Origin of the sequence: uncultured Ruegeria sp. (genome assembly GCF_947489545.1) — a bacterium.
Taxonomy (GTDB): domain Bacteria; phylum Pseudomonadota; class Alphaproteobacteria; order Rhodobacterales; family Rhodobacteraceae; genus Ruegeria.
This window is the reverse complement of sequence record NZ_CANLDZ010000006.1, coordinates 224,028-239,950: the sequence shown is the minus strand read 5'-3', so window position 1 is coordinate 239,950 and position 15,923 is coordinate 224,028. Positions and strand designations below refer to the sequence as shown.

Here is a 15,923-nt window from a genome sequence, read left to right as displayed (position 1 = left end):
AACGTCAAACTACCTTCTTATTGCGACAACCAGATCCATGACATTTGTGCCCGTTGGGCCGGTCACAAGCAAAGCATCAACCTTGTCCAGATAGCTGCCACTATCGGCGTTTTCCAATGCGGTTTCGGCCCCCTCGGCCCAGGTTGAACCATCAACGATCCCACCTGCCGCGTTTGTCGGGCCATCCGTGCCGTCGGTGCCACCAACAATCACCGTGATTCCAGAGACGCCGGATATCTCGCGCCCTAAAGCAAGGGCAAGGGCCTGATTTCGACCGCCGCGCCCCGGGTTGTCGGGCAGAACCACCGTCGGCTCACCACCAAATACCATCACGCCGGGGTCCATCTGCCGCAATCGCGACCCCAGATACGCAGACACAGAAAGATAATCATCGTGCAGGGCCTCTTCATCCGCGTGCACGGTGAACCCGGCGATCTGCGCCGCATTTGTTGCCGCAGCTCGGGCATGTGCGTTTGATGCGATAATACGAGTCGTGGCCTCGAAGGTGTAGGTATCTGGCAATGCGCCAATCCCCGACCCGATGACGTGAAGATTATTCCCCGGAACATCTGATATCGCCAGAACCGTTACTTTTTTGCCCGTAAAATGTGACAGCAATCCACCGCCTTTGACACGGGACATCGCGCGACGTTTTGCATTCATTGCCGTGATATCCAGACCTTCGGACAGCAAACTCCTGTTCAGGGCCTCAAGATCCTCAAGCGAGTTTCCCGGCAACAGATCCTCGGCCAACGACGACGCCCCACCCGAGACCAAAAGCAGCAGATGCGAGCCCGGCTGCATTGCCTCAACAGCTAGGCGTAAAGCGCGCCCACCTGCAAGGCTTCGGCCGTCAGGCACGGGATGAGAGGCTTCGATGACCTCAACGCCGTCAGGCAGATTCCGGCCATGATCATCCTTGGTGACCACAAGGGTGGGAACGATTCCGAAATGATCCAACGCTGCGCGCGCCATCGCTGCGGCGGGTTTCCCAACGGCCAGAATACGATCGGGTTTCGGGACGTCCGACAAAGCGGATTGTGTTGCAGTGTAACCGTCGACCGCCGCAACCCCAGCCTGCCACAGTTTGATTGCTTGTTCTGCTTGGGTCATTGGCTGTCCATCCAGATTGTTACAGGCCCGTCATTGATCAATTCAACAGCCATATCAGCGCCGAATTTCCCCTTTTCCACGGCAATACCGTGCGATACCAGATATTGGGCAAAAACGTCGTACAAGTGTTTACCTGTTTCCGGAGCAGCAGCCTCGGAAAAGCCAGGGCGGTTGCCGCTAGCGGTGTTGGCGGCCAATGTGAACTGGCTGACGACAAGAGCAGATCCGCCGCTGTCCACGATCGAGCGGTTCATCTTGCCAGCGTCATCCTTGAAAATGCGTAGCTTTGAAACCTTGGCCGCCAGCTTCGCGGCCTGCTGTTCGTCATCGCCTTGCATCGCACACACAAAAATCAGCAACCCAGGTCCTGATTGTCCGACAACAACCTCATCGACCGTGACCTTGGCATGGGAAATGCGTTGTAGCAGCGCGCGCAAATTGAACCTCTGATGTTGTGCAGGTCTGTTTGAAGGGAAGGTTTATCCGCGCCAGTCGACAATGTCACCCAAAGCCGCGCGATCCGTTCGAAAAGCGTTTGCGGGGTGATCTGTGTCTGAATAGCCAAATGAAATCGCGCACAAGATCAACCGGTCATCCGGGATATCAAAATAGCGATGTAAAAACGGGCTATAGCTGGCAAGCGCCGCTTGTGGAATTGTCGCAATACCGAGCGCCTGAGCGGCCAGGGTAAATGCCGTGACAAACCCGCCGCAATCCAAAGCACCATAAGCGCCCAGTTCCACAGGGCTAGAGACAATGGCGCAATGCGGTGCACCAAACAAAGTGAAGTTTTTCATCATTTGACGCGCAGATGCGGTGCGATCACCGCGTTCGACACCGGTTGCTTCGTATAAAGCCCAGCCGCAGGTGCGGCGGCGATCCTGATAGACACCGGAATACGACGTGGGAAAAGGCAGATCAGGGGTGGCGGTGCCAGTCTCGGCTTCGGTCCGCATGGCGCGGCGGAAGGTGTCCGTTTCCTCACCGCTGGTGATCACCACATGCCATGGTTGCGCATTGCACCAGCTTGGAACACGCGAGGCACTGGTCAGGATTTGTTTGATCTGACCCTTGGGGACCGGGTTGGGACGAAACGCACGGCAAGAATGCCGATCCTCAAGCAGGGTATTCAGTACGGATATTGTCACAGCGGCTTTCTCCCCAAACTCGCGACGCGGAGGATGGCTTCGGACCAAAGGATGTTCAAGGGGGCGTGGGTGTCTGGCTGGCAAGGGTTATTGTTGCCCTGTCGCCACCATATAGCCGACACCGGCAGCAATCAGCAGGCCCAGAACAACAGCGATGGTGATTTTGATTGCAGACCAGGGGCGCTCTCCCTGTACACGTCCCGTTCGCCCGTTCACCACGAAACGATAGGTTTGCCCGCGATATTTGTAGGCGGCCATCCAAACTGGCAGCAGGATGTGCTTAAAAGTAACATCCCGGACGTCGGTGTTCACGGCATGGATGCGCTGCCGGTCTCCTCCGATATCGAAACGCACATCCCGCTCGATTACCCGCGCCATGTAGGCGCGCGCCTCGGCGTGACCCTCTTGCAATTCAACGGTGTAGGCCTCTGCTCGAAAACCCGCCAGATACTCGGGTTGATAGGGTTCCAATGCAGGCAAGTCCCAAGGTTCGAGCGCATCTGTGTATTTTTTGGGGAGAGAGCGCGACGCCAATACCAGAACGTCGTCAAAGAACCGCGCCACACGTCCTGACTTAGGTGTCCAACGGGTTCTTGGCACTTGTTGCTGCACGCGTTTGCCGTCGCGCATCACCGTGCGGGTTTCATAGTACACCACGCCACGCTCGCCGCGATAGCTGGACTTTGTGTCCGCATCGAAGGTCCAGTAGGGCACGTAAATACCCTGCATCCTGCGCCCTTTTCGGGCATAGTCTTTCAGTCCATTGGGGGCAAACCATAGACCACCCAACCAATCACTCATGCCTTTATGGGCGGCGCGTTCGTCCAACGCGAACGGCAACACACCTTTCGGCTTGATATGCCTGTTGACCCCGGTATCCGTCACCACGGGCGTGGCGCAGAACGGACATTCAGCTGCATGCGTGTCCGGATCGAATTCAACCTGAGCTGCACAGTTCGGACAGGACAGAACCCGGGTTTCCTCAATCTCGCTTTCAGGCAGGCGGTCGGCGATGGCCGCGTCAAAATCCAACTCACGCAAGCTGGCACCACCCCATGGGCCGGTGCTGATCGGCTGGGAATGACCGCAATGGTCACAGCTCAGGGTGCCGTCACCCGGATTGAAGCGGTAATCCGCCCCACATTGGTCGCAGGGAAAGCGGTGTTCTTCAGTCATTTGTCCGCCTTGTTTGCTGGCACGATGCTAGTCGGTGGGCATCAAGCGTCCGGAGGTGGAGGCGGCAGGATCGTAAACAACTGCGCCAATTCCTGAACATCACCAGCCTTTTTCCAACCATCCTGGCCCGCTGTCCAAACATGCGTATCGCGCGTGATCTCACCGTCGGTCGCCATGCGGCCCATCTTGGCCTTCGAAAACGGCCCGCTTGTCTGACCGTCAACCGCGATATGCCACACATGCTCGACCGGAGGCGGTGGTGGCGGTGCCGCATGCGCTTGTGGTTGCTGGGCAGCGGGGGCGGACGATCCCCAAGGGCCGCTGGGTTGGCCCGCTGCCATATTCGACAATTGCTGCGCCATCGCCATGCCCATCCCCATACCAAGACCGGCGCCCATGCCACCGCCTTGTCCGGGGTTGTTTGCAGCCGCTGTCATTGCCTCTGCTGCCGAATACTGGGTGAATTTGCCCAAGTCTCCTGCCAGACCCATCGAGGTGCGCTTGTCCAGCGCGGCCTCGACAGCTGGTGGCAGCGAAATGTTCTCAATATAAAACTCGGGCATATCCAGCCCATAGCCGTCAAGAACGGGTGAGACTTCGGCCGCGATCAACTTGCCCAGATCGGCCGTGTTCGCGGCCATATCCAACACTGGGATGCCCGAGCCTGCGATGACGCGGCTGAATTCCTGAACGATGATGTTGCGGATCTGAAAACTGATCTCGTCCATGGTGAATTCGCCATCGGTGCCGACGATTTCAACCAGGAATCTCGCCGGGTCCTTGACGCGAACTGTATACGTACCAAAGGCGCGGATGCGTGTTGGGCCGAACTCCGGATCCCGCAGCATGATCGGGTTTTTTGTGCCCCATTTCAGGTCGTTGAACCGTGTCGTGTTGACGAAGTAGATTTCCGACTTGAACGGAGACTGGAACCCATGATCCCAATGCTGCAGCGTCGTCAGGATGGGCATGTTGTTGGTTTCAAGCATGTAAAGACCCGGCGTGAACACATCCGCCAACTGCCCTTCGTGCACAAACACAGCTGCCTGACCTTCGCGAACGGTCAACTTGGCTCCATACTTGATTTCGTGCCCTTCACGTTCGAACCGCCAGACCATTGTGTCACGGCTGTCATCCACCCAGTGAATGACATCAATGAATTCTCCGGTCAGAAAATCGAAAATTCCCATTTGGGTTCTCCTGTCCTTGGGGTCAGAGCGGCTGCCCCATGATTTCACGTGCAATGATCCGTACCACGGGTCGGGCCTGATCGACCGAGACGCCGGGCTCCAGACGCGGATCATACAACATTGTCAGCAGTTTCTCGTCATGGCTGGTTAGCAACGCAAACTCATCATCATCATTGAAGATCGATGGTCGCGCGGCCGGACTGTCGTTGGACAATCCCAGGCCCTGAGCAATTTCTTCGTGAATGCAGCTCCGCCGCACCAGATCTGGCAATTCGGACCGGATCAAAGTCACGGCGCGTACATATTTGAACGGTGACGCGTTAGTGGCAGAAGCGAATACGAAACAATCAAAATTAGACCGCGGGTTGGCAACCAGTTCCAACGAGGCCTGGCTGATTCCCGGGATCAATTCTTTCAACCGTTTCACGACATATGCGCTGTCGTCCTTCCCGGCGAAAAAGACATGGAAGTTGGCTTTTCGGCTGACCGTCGAAACCGGGTGGTTGGTGAGCTTGGCGAGACGACTGGCAAAAGACTTAACCTGTGCGGCATCCGTTTCGCGCGTTGACGGCAAGACCGAAGGGCCAAATTCGGTTTTGATGCGCACAGGTCCAGACCAGCGGCTAAGCTGACCATCTGTCTGGCGCGAGCCAATTGATACGCTGTGATTGGGATACTCGCTGTAAAACGCGATCGCCTCGAAATTCCGTGCAAGATCATCGGCGTCGTAAGGCGTATCCGGGCCTCCTCCATCGGTGCGCAGCAAGCCACGTGTCAGCAAATCGCGTTCAACGCGTTTGTAGAACCGGGCCAGATCCTGACTGGCCGCCGACGGAGGGACATAAGCGACAGGCACAGCGACAGGAGCAGCCGGGCGAGGCTCGGGAACAGCAGGTGTTGTCAGCGCTTGCTCGCAATTGGCCAACGCCAAAAGCGAGGCGGCACTTAGCCCCAACCTGAGTGATCTCATTGGCTGCACGCCCCGTCCACCTTTATCCCGGAACAGCGGTTCCGGCGTTGTCGCCTGTACCATCCTTGCGCGCCTTGGCGGATGCCAGGGTATCGCGCAGTTCGGCCTCCATCTTCTGCAGTTCCTCTTCGGCGGCGGCGCGCTTGGCCTTGCCTTCGTCCGCGATCGCCAGACTTTCGTTGATGGTTCCGATCAGATCCGCATTGGCTTGTTTAACGGCCTCGATGTCGAAGACGCCCCGTTCCATTTCCTCGCGGATCATCTTGTTGGATTCTCGCAGGTTTGCGGCGTTCGAAGTCAGCAATTCATTGGTCAGGTCATTGGCATCGCGCACCGCTGCAGCAGCTTCGGCGCTGCGCTGGATAGTTACAGCCTGCGCCAGTTGTGTTTCCCAAAGCGGCACGGTGTTGACCAGTGTCGAGTTGATCTTGGTCACCAGCGACTTGTCGTTCTCTTGCACCAAGCGGATCGAGGGCAGCGATTGCATCGTTACCTGCCGTGTCAGTTTCAGATCATGGACCCGACGCTCAAGATCGTCGCGTGCGGCGCGGATGTCGCGCAGCTCTTGCGCTTTCATCACCTGCTCTTCTTCCGGTGCGGCCTGAACCGCGGCCTCTCGTTCCGGAATGTCATGGCTGTCAAGTTCGGTCAGCTTTTCTTCACCCGCGGCAATGTACAACGCCAGTTCATCGTAAAATCCTAAGGTTTTCTCATATAGCAAGTCCAGCGACTTGATGTCTTTCAGCAGCGTGTGCTCGTGCCCCAGCAGATCATCTGTGATCCGGTCGATCTGGCCCTGAACATCTTCGAACTGTGCAGTAAACTTGGCAAAGGGCGCGGCCTTGCCGAGCAATCTTTCCCACCAGCTGCGCTCGCGGCGGACGTCCAGCTCGCTGATCGAAAACCCGCGGATTGTCGTCACGATGTTTCGCAGGCTGTCGCCAGCAGGTCCAACGTCCTTGTTGCGTACATCAGCAAGCATGGCTTGGCTGATTTCTTGCAACTCGGACTGCGCGGACGATCCGAACGAGACAATCGAGTTGGTGTTCTCCATGTCGATTTCATCCATTCGCTTGCGAATCTCAGCGCTGACAGGTTCATCGGCATCTTCAAGCGAGATGACTTCGGCTTTTGGTTCGGGCAACGCAACTGCGGTGACTTCTTGTACAAGCGTTTCTGCCTGAACCGCCTTGTTCTTGATCTCGTCGGACATGGGGATGTTCCTCATTCAGATAATGGCCGGTCAATCCAACCGGACGCCTTCGCGTTGCAGCCTTTCGCGCAACACATCAATTTCAACCGTCAGATCACTGCGGTCATCCAATAGCATCTTGCGCGTGCGCGCAGCGAAATTCTGTTCCAGATCGTCCAGCAGCGCCGAATAATCGTCCAGTGCCTGTTTGTCACGGGTGCGGGCAAAGACATCCGCGAACTTCACTGTCGCGTCGCGGGCCCCTTGCAGGTAGACGGTCAGATACTTGCGGGCCCCTGCCAGATCACGGGGATCTTCCTCGACCGTGCGGAACAGATCACGAGCGGTGTCCTGAAAGCGTTCGACCCGTGCTTCGATCCGACGATCACCTGAGCGTTTGATCGCATCGGTCATCTCGCTCAGATGAGATTCGGCGCTTTCAACAACACGCGCGACACGGTCCTGTTGAAAGGTGTCGACGCCTTCCATCCCCTTGTTTTTCATAGGGTCCAGGCCAAAGGATACTGAATGTAGAACGGTTGCGACTGCACCAAACAGGATCGGGGCCAGAAGGCTAACCTGTGATGCTGCCTCAGCATCCAGAAACTCATTGCGGTAGGATGCGAGCGCTGCACCAAGACCGGTCAGCACGCTGGAGAATATCTTGCGGGGAAAGGCAGGTCGCCTGGCAGCGCGGCGGGCCTTATAGGCAGCTTCAGCCCGCAAACCCTCACGCAGCAAGAATGCGGCGGCGGTCAACAAGCCTGCCGCCACAAGCCCGATTGTCATGCCGATGGCACCGTCATTCAGGGACAAAAACACCAAGGGTATAGCCGGAACAAACAACACATTGGCACGCGCACCCGCAGGTTCGACCTTTGCACCTTCGAACTGCCCGCGCTGATGCGGTTCGTCTGAGGAAGGTTCATCTTGTGGGCTGAATTTTCCGCCGAACCGTTTTACCATGCGCTACAAGCCCCCGAGGACGCCGGTACAGACGCCGAACAAAAGCACCAACAGCGCCGCATAAGCCAGTTTTTGCACTCCGGTTCCGGACATGTCGCCCCCCAATAGCAGCATTCGCAGAAAATTTAGTAGATGCGAGGGCTTGGCGCTAGGGGGAAGGTTGCCAAACCCGCATCACTTGCGAAGTTTCTTGCCGACGGGTGCCCGTTTTCTTTGTGGGCGAGGCGCTCTCTTAGCTGTTCCTGCGGGTTCGGCTTCGGCATCCAGACCCAACTGTTCGCGCATCACCCGGCGACGGATCTCTTCAACTGCGCCAGGTTTCAGATCACCCAACTGAAATGGGCCGTATGAGACGCGTAGCAGTCGGTTTACGGTAAATCCGATATCCTCGATCGCGCGACGAATCTCGCGATTTTTTCCCTCGCGCAGGCCAATTGTCAGCCAAGCGTTTGCACCTTGTTGACGATCCAGCGTGACGGTCATCGGTTGAAACCGCTCTCCTTCAATGACAAGGCCTTTTCTTAAAGGCGCAAAGTCTTCGTCCTTCGGGCGGCCATTCACCCTGACGCGGTATTTGCGCAGCCACCCGGTTGCGGGCAGTTCCAGCTTGCGCTTGATGCCGCCATCATTGGTCAAAAGCAGTAACCCTTCCGAGTTCAAGTCCAACCGTCCGACACTCATGACACGCGGCATGTCTTCCGGAAGCTTGTCAAAGATCGTCGCTCGGCCCTTTTCGTCGCGGGTTGTGGTCACCAACCCCGAGGGCTTGTGATAAAGCCAAAGACGTGAGGGTTCCGGCTCTGACACCGGTTTGCCATCAACGGTGATCTTGTCCTTGGCGGTGACATTCAAGGCAGGGCTGTCGATCACCTTGCCATTGACGGTGACGCGACCAGCTTCGATCATGCGTTCGGCTTCACGACGCGAGGCGACGCCCGCGCGCGCCAGCACTTTGGCGATCCGTTCGCCGGGAGGAGGGGTGTTGCTCATGCGAGGGCCATAGCGCATCTGGTCTGCTTGCGAAAGGCAGGTTTCTGTTGCAGTCAGGGGCATGACGTTCAAAACCTATATGACCCATGCATTGGCCGAAGCACGCGCAGCCGGCGAACGTGGCGAGGTGCCGGTCGGCGCGATCATCGTGGCGCCAGATGGTCAGATCTTGTCTGCGGCGGGAAATCGCACGCGCGAACTGAGCGATCCAACGGCGCATGCCGAGATTCTGGCGTTGCGGACCGCATGCTCTTCGGCAGGGTCCGAGCGGTTACCTGATCACGACATTTACGTCACTTTGGAGCCGTGCGCGATGTGCGCAGCCGCGCTGGCCGCGGCGCGCATTCGGCGTATCTACTATGGCGCGGCAGATCCGAAATCCGGTGGCGTTGCACACGGGGCACGGGTCTTTTCTCACAAACAGGCCCACCATATCCCCGAGGTTTATGACGGTATTGCTGGCGAAGAAGCCGCATCACTTTTGAAAGCCTTTTTTGCTGCGCGCAGGCAGAACTTGCCGGACTGATCCGGCAAGCCCCTTGAATCAAAGTGTGATGGGTTGCATCAGCTGAGGTTCGATCACGTCCACCCCCGGCAATCCCTCGATCAGGGCCTGAGCCGACTGCTCTAGGATGGGGAAGGTTTTGTAATGGCAGGGGATGACCGTCTTGAAGTTGAAATACCGCTTGGCCGCGTAGGCTGTCGCTTTCATGTCCATGGTAAAGTGTCCACCCGCTGACAGAATGCCGATATCGGGTTTGTAGTAATCTCCCATCCAATCCATGTCGGCCATGATGTCGGTATCGCCCGAAACATAAACCACATGCCCTTCGGTCGCGATCATGAATCCGACCTCGCTGCCACCCGTGCGCAGCCCGTCAGGTGTTGAAAAGGTCGAGCTGTGAGACGCGGGCACCATTGTCACCTTGATGCCATTCAGGTTCACCGTGCCGCCCTTGTTAAAGCCAATTGTTTCAATCCCTTCGGCTTCACTCCAATACCCCATCAGGTCGTATTGCCCGACAACGGGTATGTTGAGATGCTTAGCTAGGGACAAAACGTCGGCAACATGGTCGAAATGCGTGTGCGTCAGCAGGATATGCGTGGCGCTTTCCAGGGCGGCGTCATGCTGCGCCTCGTCCAGGACCGGGTTCCCGGTCAGCCATGGGTCAAGCAGCAATACCTGACCTTGGGTTTCGATGCGGAAACTGCCGTGGCCCAACCAAACAATTTTCATAAATAATCCTCCCAATCATACTGTTGGCAACAGCTTACCATCCGCTATGTAAAAGTTCATGGACTGGATGCAGGAAATCGACGGGTATTGTGAACGCTTGTCAGCTGGTTATTGGGCTGAACCCATCAACGCTATTACAAATGCGGCTTTTTTGATTGCGGCCTGGGTCATGTGGCGGCGTGTTCGGGGTGAGAAACTGCCATTGGCCACGGCGTTGGTCATCATGTTGGCGGCTATCGGGATTGGAAGCTATCTGTTCCACACCCATGCGCAGGTTTGGGCTGCCATCGCAGATACCACACCCATATTGCTGTTTATTCTGATTTACATATTCGCGGTGAATCGAGACGCTTGGGGCATGTCACCTGCATATGCGCTGGGCGGGACTCTGCTGTTCCTTCCTTACGCGGCCGCGACTGCTCCCCTGTTTCAATTCGTCCCCGGGCTGGGCGGGTCTGCAGTCTACGCTCCGGTTCCTTTGCTCATATTGATCTATGCCGTTGCCCTGCGCAGCCGCGATCCGAGCCTTGCAAAGGGAATGGCGGCTGGTGCTGTAGTCCTGATCTTGTCGATCACGTTTCGCGCTATGGACATCCCGATCTGCGGGCAATGGCCCATGGGCACGCATTTCTTGTGGCACATTCTGAACGCCATCATGCTGGGTTGGATGATCGAAGTATATCGGGCCGCTATTTTGCGGCGTCGCGCACAAGATGCAAATCCCGGGCGCGGATCGAAGGCGTGATCAAAGCCCTTCGCTTTTAATAACATTTGCGATCCGCTCGCCAATGATGCGACTGGACTTTCGGGAGGGGTGGATCAGGTCAAACGAGAAATACGACGCATCACCTGGGCGTGCGACATCATGGTTTGAGACGAACGTAATACCTTGTTCTTGTTGTGCGAGACGGGCAATCCGAGCCTCAAACTCATCACCTTCGGCTTTACAGTGCTCAATAGGTGTCAGCAGTTTGGGGCTGCGCAGATATCCGACATAAATGACCTGGGTGCCACGGTCCCGAATGCGGCGCAGGAATCGCGGGATCTGACCAGAATTCCCATCAACCGAGATCATTCTGTCCAGTACGGCGTCGCAACGCGAACAACCGCAACCCAGCATCAGATCGTTTCCGCCACCGTTGACGATCGCCCATTTCCAATCACCTTCGACAAATTGCGCCTGAACGCCGGTTTTGGGCCTGTCATCTGTGTCGAACTGAGTTTGCAACCACGCAGCCGGTACTGTTCTGTCGATGACCGCAGACCCGACACTCTTTTCAATCACATCCGGGATCGAGGAGCCGGAGGTAGAATTCCACGCCATAAGAGAATCACCAACGACAATGATTTTTGCATCTGGTTGACTAGACGGTGCCTCCTGGCACCCGAGCAAGAAGCTGAATAACCCAATAAGGAGAATGAATTTTCTTGGCATGTGAGACCTGAAACAAGATGATTTCGAGAGTCTCGATAGGAGACTTAAATGGTAAATGCACCATTAAGATCCCAAAAAATCGGTATCAGTATCCGTCAGTTTTGAAATAAGGCGGCCAGGTCGGCCGGCAGCTCAAACTCGCTCAACACCCTGGCGCGACCTTCAGCTGACATCTTGCGCGCGGTCTTTTCAACGATGCTCTTAATCTTCTCGGCCGAGTGTTTTGCGGCGAAGGGCTGGAAATACCACTTGAGAAAGACGAAACAGATCACATCCTCTAGCGCTTGCACTTCGGCGTCGCGCTTGATGCCCTGCTTGCGCAGCATTCGTCCGACCGTTTCCGCCTGATCCCCGCTGTATCCGTTCTGGATCATCAGCGACATGACAATATCGGCATGATGCACCCCTTGGGCCTTGCGCCAGGCCAGATATCCTGCGCGTCCATCTGGGTATTCACTGCGGGCAAGCTTCCAGCGTTCGATATGCTGACCACGCGCGGCGATCTGCAATTCGTCAGACGCGTCCGGAAACAAGCGATCCAGTTCTGCGCTCATCCTTGACCCATAGAGCAAAGCTTCGGGCTGATCGTTGTCGATGTTGGGGTCTTTTGCATTGGCCGCATCTATTGCGTCCAGAACTGCTTGCTTTCGCGCGCTCATTCACCGCTCCGTTGGCTTGCGGGAACTGCGTGCTGTCGCAACAGTTCACCAGCGTGTTCTTAGCTATGGTAGCGGCTTGATGCGGCAAGTGCATCACTCAAATAAACCTTTGCCGGGTCAGACGAGGGGGTAGCTGACCCGGCGGGTTCGGGCAGGCTTAGTTGCCCGGTTTAACTTTATCCTGGGTGACAGGTTCCGAGACTGTGGTGGGGAAGCTCAGGTTCCGGGTCAGGTTGGTCATGTCGACACCCATGGCCATGGCCGGTGCGGCAAGAACGGTGGTAGACAAGATGGCGGCTGTGATGAAGGTTTTCATTTCTGTCTCCGTTGTTGTGCTGTGTCACACTATAGAAAATGAACAGTCCAGTTCAGTTTTCAAGGCGCAAAGTGAACTAATTAGTTTACTTTTTTGTATACCGGGTATTCAGGATTGAATGGCAGGGAAGGACGGGTGGCCAGATACATGGGTAAACCGGACCCTCGGCGGTCTTGCGACTGGTGCGCCAGACGGGTAAATGCCCCCTAACGTATATGAGGGAAGCCGATGTCGATTGACCAAAGCACCGCCGCTAAGGTGGCCAAACTGGCCCGGATCAAGGTCGAGGATGACGCGCTGCCGGCGCTGGCCTCGGAATTCAACACGATCCTGGGGTTCATCGAGCAACTGAACGAAGTCGATGTCGATGGGGTTGAACCGATGGTCTCGGTCGAGCCTATGCGCCTGAAACGACGTGAAGATGTGGTCACCGACGGCAACCAGCAGGACAAGGTTCTGGCCAACGCCCCCGATGCGCGAGAGGGGTTTTTCGCAGTGCCCAAAGTGGTGGAGTAAGACATGAGCGATCTGAATAAACTGGGTCTGGCCGAAGCCCGTGACGCGCTGCGCGCCGGCGATGTGACCTCGGTCGAGCTGACCGAATCCTGCCTTAAGGCTATTGATGAGGCCGACGCGCTGAACGCCTTTGTTCACAAGACGCCCGAGATCGCGCTGGAACGTGCCAAGGCGGCGGACGTGCGTATCAATGGCGGTGATGCGCCGTCGATGTGTGGCCTTCCGATCGGCATCAAGGATCTGTTCTGCACCAAGGGCGTGCCGTCTCAGGCCGCTTCAAAGATTCTGGAAGGGTTCAAACCGGAGTACGAATCCACTGTGTCGCAGCAACTGGCTGACGCCGGTGCGGTGATGCTGGGCAAGCTGAACATGGATGAGTTTGCCATGGGATCGTCCAACGAAACCTCTGCCTATGGCAACGCGGTCAGCCCATGGCGGCGTGGCAACGACGACGCGCAGCTGACACCGGGCGGCTCGTCGGGCGGTTCCGCCTCGGCCGTTTCCGCAGATCTGTGCCTGGCTGCGACCGGCACCGATACTGGCGGATCAATCCGCCAACCGGCAGCATTTGTGGGCATCACCGGCATCAAGCCGACCTATGGCCGCTGCTCGCGCTGGGGCATCGTGGCGTTTGCGTCCTCGCTGGATCAGGCTGGACCGATGACCAAAAACGTGCGCGACGCGGCGATCATGCTTGAAACTATGTGCGGACACGATCCCAAAGACTCGACCAGTGCCGAATTGGCCGTCCCTAATTTTGAGGCGATGCTGACCGGCGACATCCGAGGAAAGAAAATCGGTATCCCCAAGGAATACCGTATGGATGGAATGCCGTCCGAGATCGAAGAGCTGTGGGCCGATGGCGCCGCAATGCTAAAGGATGCGGGCGCCGAGATGGTCGATATCTCGTTGCCGCACACCAAATACGCACTGCCGGCCTACTACGTGATTGCCCCGGCCGAAGCCTCCTCGAACCTCGCACGCTATGACGGAGTGCGCTATGGCCGCCGGGCCACGCTGGCGCAGGGCGACGGCATCACTGAAATGTATGAAAAGACCCGCGCCGAAGGCTTTGGCCATGAGGTGCAGCGCCGTGTGATGATCGGGACTTATGTTTTGTCGGCTGGTTTCTACGACGCTTACTACAATCGGGCGCGTAAGGTGCGGAACCTGATCAAGAAAGACTTTGAGGATGTGTTTGCCAATGGCATCGACGCCATCCTGACGCCTGCGACACCATCGGCCTCCTTTGGTCTGGGCGAAATGACCGAGGCGGATCCGGTTCAAATGTACTTGAACGACGTCTTTACGGTCACCGTGAACCTGGCTGGATTGCCAGGTATTTCGGTGCCAGCTGGCCTGGATTCGCATGGTTTGCCTTTGGGTTTGCAGCTGATCGGGCGCCCTTGGGATGAAGGTGACCTGCTCAACACCGCCTATGCGCTGGAAAACGCGGCTGGTTTTGTGGCCAAGCCTGGAAAATGGTGGTAAGCCTCGGGCCGCCAGGACAACAGATACGGAGCCATCGAATGCGCTTTATGCCTTTGATCCCCACCGTCGCACTTTTCGCTGCGTGCAATACAGTTGCGCCGGTTGCCGGTACGGGTTTCAACACGCCACAATATCAGGCGCAGCGCGAGGCTGAACTGGCGGGGCAGGGCGCGGTTTACGATCCCCTTTTGGCCCCTGCTGATGTGTCGCAGGAAACTCTGGGCGCGCAGGGCACGGTTCTCGCGGCGACGGGGTCAAATGCCGATATCGCCAACCAGACAGCGGCCGCATTGGCCAGCACCTCTGGGGCGGCAGGCGCAACGGCAGTTGCAGCCACGGCCGCGAGCAACACAGGGATTTCCGACGAACAGGACTTTGCCGCCGTGTCCGAACGCCGCAGCATCGAATCCGATGCTGCCCGGATCGACCAGAACCGTCAAACATACGAGGTCGTTGCCCCGACCGCCGTTCCCGAACGCAGCGCTGACGGCCAACCTAACATCGTACAATACGCGCTGAGCACCACGAACCCCGTTGGTGCCCAGCTTTACAGCCGGGCTGGGTTTAACTTGCAAGCCAAGGCCCAGAGAAATTGCGCCCAATTCCCGTCATCCGACCAAGCTCAGATAGAATTTTTGTCGAATGGGGGCCCTCAGCGTGACCGCAAGGGTCTGGACCCGGATGGGGATGGGTTTGCCTGCAGCTGGGACCCCAGCCCGTTTCGCAGTGCCGTCAACAACTGACCGACTGACGCCGATCTGGCACCCATCGCCTAATTTTGGCCAGCGCCGAGATGGGTTGCTGCCGTCCCTCATCGTCATGCACTACACCGCTATGGACAGCGCCAAGGCGGCGCTTGATCGTTTGTGCGATCCACAAGCGCAGGTTTCAGCACACTATCTGATCGGTGCCGACGGGACCGTTTGGCAGATGGTACGCGAAGAAGATCGTGCCTGGCACGCAGGCGCCGGTGAGTGGCACGGCAAGGATGACATCAACTCGCGTTCCATCGGGATCGAGCTGGACAATAAGGGCGACCACCCATTTGCGCAGCCTCAAATGGATGCGTTAGAGCGTCTGCTCCCCGGTATCATGGACCGATGGACCATCGCGCCGGACGGCGTCATAGGCCATTCCGATATGGCCCCCGGGCGTAAGTCTGACCCTGGTGCCAAATTCGATTGGCAAAGACTGGAACATCAACACCTGGCAAAACAGCGCAGATGCGCCCAAGGCCCCGAGAGGGTTTCGATGGATGAGTTTCGCGCGTTAGCAAGGGATGCAGGTTTCACCTCTGATGCGGGCGATGCCACCCTGCTTACAGCGGTTCGTCTCCGGTACAGACCATGGGCCAAAGGCCCACTGACACCTGAAGATGTCTCGCCGCTCCGTTACAAAGCCCTCTCGACCTGATCCACCTTCTCATCTGGCTCAAAATATCCCGGGAATGAATTGGCCAAAGGCCAAGAAGAGGCTGGCCCCTTCCTGCCTAAACGGAGCTTGACCTGCGGCGTCGCCCGTCAT

At 57.2% G+C, this 15,923-nt stretch carries 19 protein-coding genes; 6 read left to right on the top strand and 13 right to left on the bottom strand.

Annotated elements, in window-relative coordinates:
- Positions 1–9: 9 nt before the first annotated feature.
- The 9 genes from Q1B13_RS11355 to Q1B13_RS11315 form a co-directional block, all read right to left on the bottom strand.
- Positions 10–1,113 (bottom strand): DUF4147 domain-containing protein, encoded by a 1,104-nt coding sequence (locus Q1B13_RS11355; RefSeq protein ID WP_299079558.1) that lies wholly within the window; start codon positions 1,111–1,113, stop codon positions 10–12.
- Positions 1,110–1,550, bottom strand: a complete 441-nt coding sequence (dtd, locus tag Q1B13_RS11350) for a D-aminoacyl-tRNA deacylase (RefSeq protein ID WP_299079561.1) — start codon at positions 1,548–1,550, stop codon at positions 1,110–1,112. Before dtd ends, Q1B13_RS11355 begins: the two co-directional genes overlap by 4 nt.
- Positions 1,551–1,592: 42 nt before the next feature.
- The gene (locus Q1B13_RS11345; RefSeq protein ID WP_299079563.1) at positions 1,593–2,261 is read right to left on the bottom strand and encodes a nitroreductase; all 669 of its coding nucleotides are present in this window, start codon (positions 2,259–2,261) and stop codon (positions 1,593–1,595) included.
- A gap of 87 nt (positions 2,262–2,348) precedes the next feature.
- Positions 2,349–3,437, bottom strand: coding sequence for a TFIIB-type zinc finger domain-containing protein (locus Q1B13_RS11340; protein WP_299079565.1), 1,089 nt, complete (start codon positions 3,435–3,437; stop codon positions 2,349–2,351).
- Between the two features lie 41 nt (positions 3,438–3,478).
- The gene (locus Q1B13_RS11335) at positions 3,479–4,627 is read right to left on the bottom strand and encodes an SPFH domain-containing protein (RefSeq protein ID WP_299079568.1); all 1,149 of its coding nucleotides are present in this window, start codon (positions 4,625–4,627) and stop codon (positions 3,479–3,481) included.
- A 22-nt stretch (positions 4,628–4,649) separates the two neighbouring features.
- Positions 4,650–5,597, bottom strand: coding sequence for a DUF2927 domain-containing protein (locus tag Q1B13_RS11330; RefSeq protein ID WP_299799806.1), 948 nt, complete (start codon positions 5,595–5,597; stop codon positions 4,650–4,652).
- Between the two features lie 22 nt (positions 5,598–5,619).
- Positions 5,620–6,810, bottom strand: coding sequence for a toxic anion resistance protein (locus Q1B13_RS11325; RefSeq protein ID WP_298933416.1), 1,191 nt, complete (start codon positions 6,808–6,810; stop codon positions 5,620–5,622).
- Between the two features lie 30 nt (positions 6,811–6,840).
- Positions 6,841–7,755, bottom strand: a complete 915-nt coding sequence (locus Q1B13_RS11320) for a 5-bromo-4-chloroindolyl phosphate hydrolysis family protein (protein ID WP_299079574.1) — start codon at positions 7,753–7,755, stop codon at positions 6,841–6,843.
- 174 nt (positions 7,756–7,929) lie between these two features.
- Positions 7,930–8,745: a pseudouridine synthase gene (locus Q1B13_RS11315; RefSeq protein ID WP_299799805.1), complete on the bottom strand. Its 816-nt coding sequence runs from the start codon at positions 8,743–8,745 to the stop codon at positions 7,930–7,932.
- Between the two features lie 61 nt (positions 8,746–8,806).
- Here Q1B13_RS11315 and Q1B13_RS11310 point away from each other — a divergent pair, with 61 nt between their 5' ends.
- Positions 8,807–9,271 (top strand): nucleoside deaminase, encoded by a 465-nt coding sequence (locus Q1B13_RS11310; protein ID WP_299079578.1) that lies wholly within the window; start codon positions 8,807–8,809, stop codon positions 9,269–9,271.
- 18 nt (positions 9,272–9,289) lie between these two features.
- Here the strand turns inward: Q1B13_RS11310 and Q1B13_RS11305 are convergent, their stop codons facing one another.
- A complete protein-coding gene (locus tag Q1B13_RS11305; protein WP_299079581.1) occupies positions 9,290–9,982 on the bottom strand; it encodes a metal-dependent hydrolase in 693 nt (230 codons plus the stop codon).
- Between the two features lie 58 nt (positions 9,983–10,040).
- Between Q1B13_RS11305 and Q1B13_RS11300 the strand changes: the two genes are divergently transcribed.
- On the top strand, positions 10,041–10,727 hold the full coding sequence (locus Q1B13_RS11300) for a ceramidase domain-containing protein (RefSeq protein WP_299079584.1): 687 nt from the start codon (positions 10,041–10,043) through the stop codon (positions 10,725–10,727).
- Here Q1B13_RS11300 and Q1B13_RS11295 read toward each other — a convergent pair whose 3' ends face one another.
- The 3 genes from Q1B13_RS11295 to Q1B13_RS11285 form a co-directional block, all read right to left on the bottom strand.
- The gene (locus tag Q1B13_RS11295) at positions 10,728–11,417 is read right to left on the bottom strand and encodes an SGNH/GDSL hydrolase family protein (RefSeq protein ID WP_299079587.1); all 690 of its coding nucleotides are present in this window, start codon (positions 11,415–11,417) and stop codon (positions 10,728–10,730) included. It lies immediately after the preceding gene.
- Between the two features lie 95 nt (positions 11,418–11,512).
- On the bottom strand, positions 11,513–12,076 hold the full coding sequence (locus Q1B13_RS11290; RefSeq protein WP_299079590.1) for a DUF4202 domain-containing protein: 564 nt from the start codon (positions 12,074–12,076) through the stop codon (positions 11,513–11,515).
- Between the two features lie 157 nt (positions 12,077–12,233).
- Positions 12,234–12,392: a hypothetical protein gene (locus Q1B13_RS11285; protein WP_298933400.1), complete on the bottom strand. Its 159-nt coding sequence runs from the start codon at positions 12,390–12,392 to the stop codon at positions 12,234–12,236.
- A 228-nt stretch (positions 12,393–12,620) separates the two neighbouring features.
- Between Q1B13_RS11285 and gatC the strand changes: the two genes are divergently transcribed.
- From gatC to Q1B13_RS11265, 4 genes are read left to right on the top strand one after another with little or no spacing between them, the layout of a single operon-like run.
- Positions 12,621–12,908: an Asp-tRNA(Asn)/Glu-tRNA(Gln) amidotransferase subunit GatC gene (gene gatC, locus Q1B13_RS11280; RefSeq protein WP_039536649.1), complete on the top strand. Its 288-nt coding sequence runs from the start codon at positions 12,621–12,623 to the stop codon at positions 12,906–12,908.
- Between the two features lie 3 nt (positions 12,909–12,911).
- On the top strand, positions 12,912–14,399 hold the full coding sequence (gatA, locus tag Q1B13_RS11275) for an Asp-tRNA(Asn)/Glu-tRNA(Gln) amidotransferase subunit GatA (protein WP_299079593.1): 1,488 nt from the start codon (positions 12,912–12,914) through the stop codon (positions 14,397–14,399).
- A gap of 38 nt (positions 14,400–14,437) precedes the next feature.
- Positions 14,438–15,142, top strand: coding sequence for a hypothetical protein (locus Q1B13_RS11270; protein ID WP_299079596.1), 705 nt, complete (start codon positions 14,438–14,440; stop codon positions 15,140–15,142).
- Entirely contained in the window at positions 15,126–15,812 is a 687-nt protein-coding gene (locus tag Q1B13_RS11265; RefSeq protein WP_299080095.1) for an N-acetylmuramoyl-L-alanine amidase, read from the top strand. The genes Q1B13_RS11270 and Q1B13_RS11265 overlap by 17 nt, the downstream gene beginning before the upstream one ends.
- Positions 15,813–15,923 lie beyond the last annotated feature (111 nt).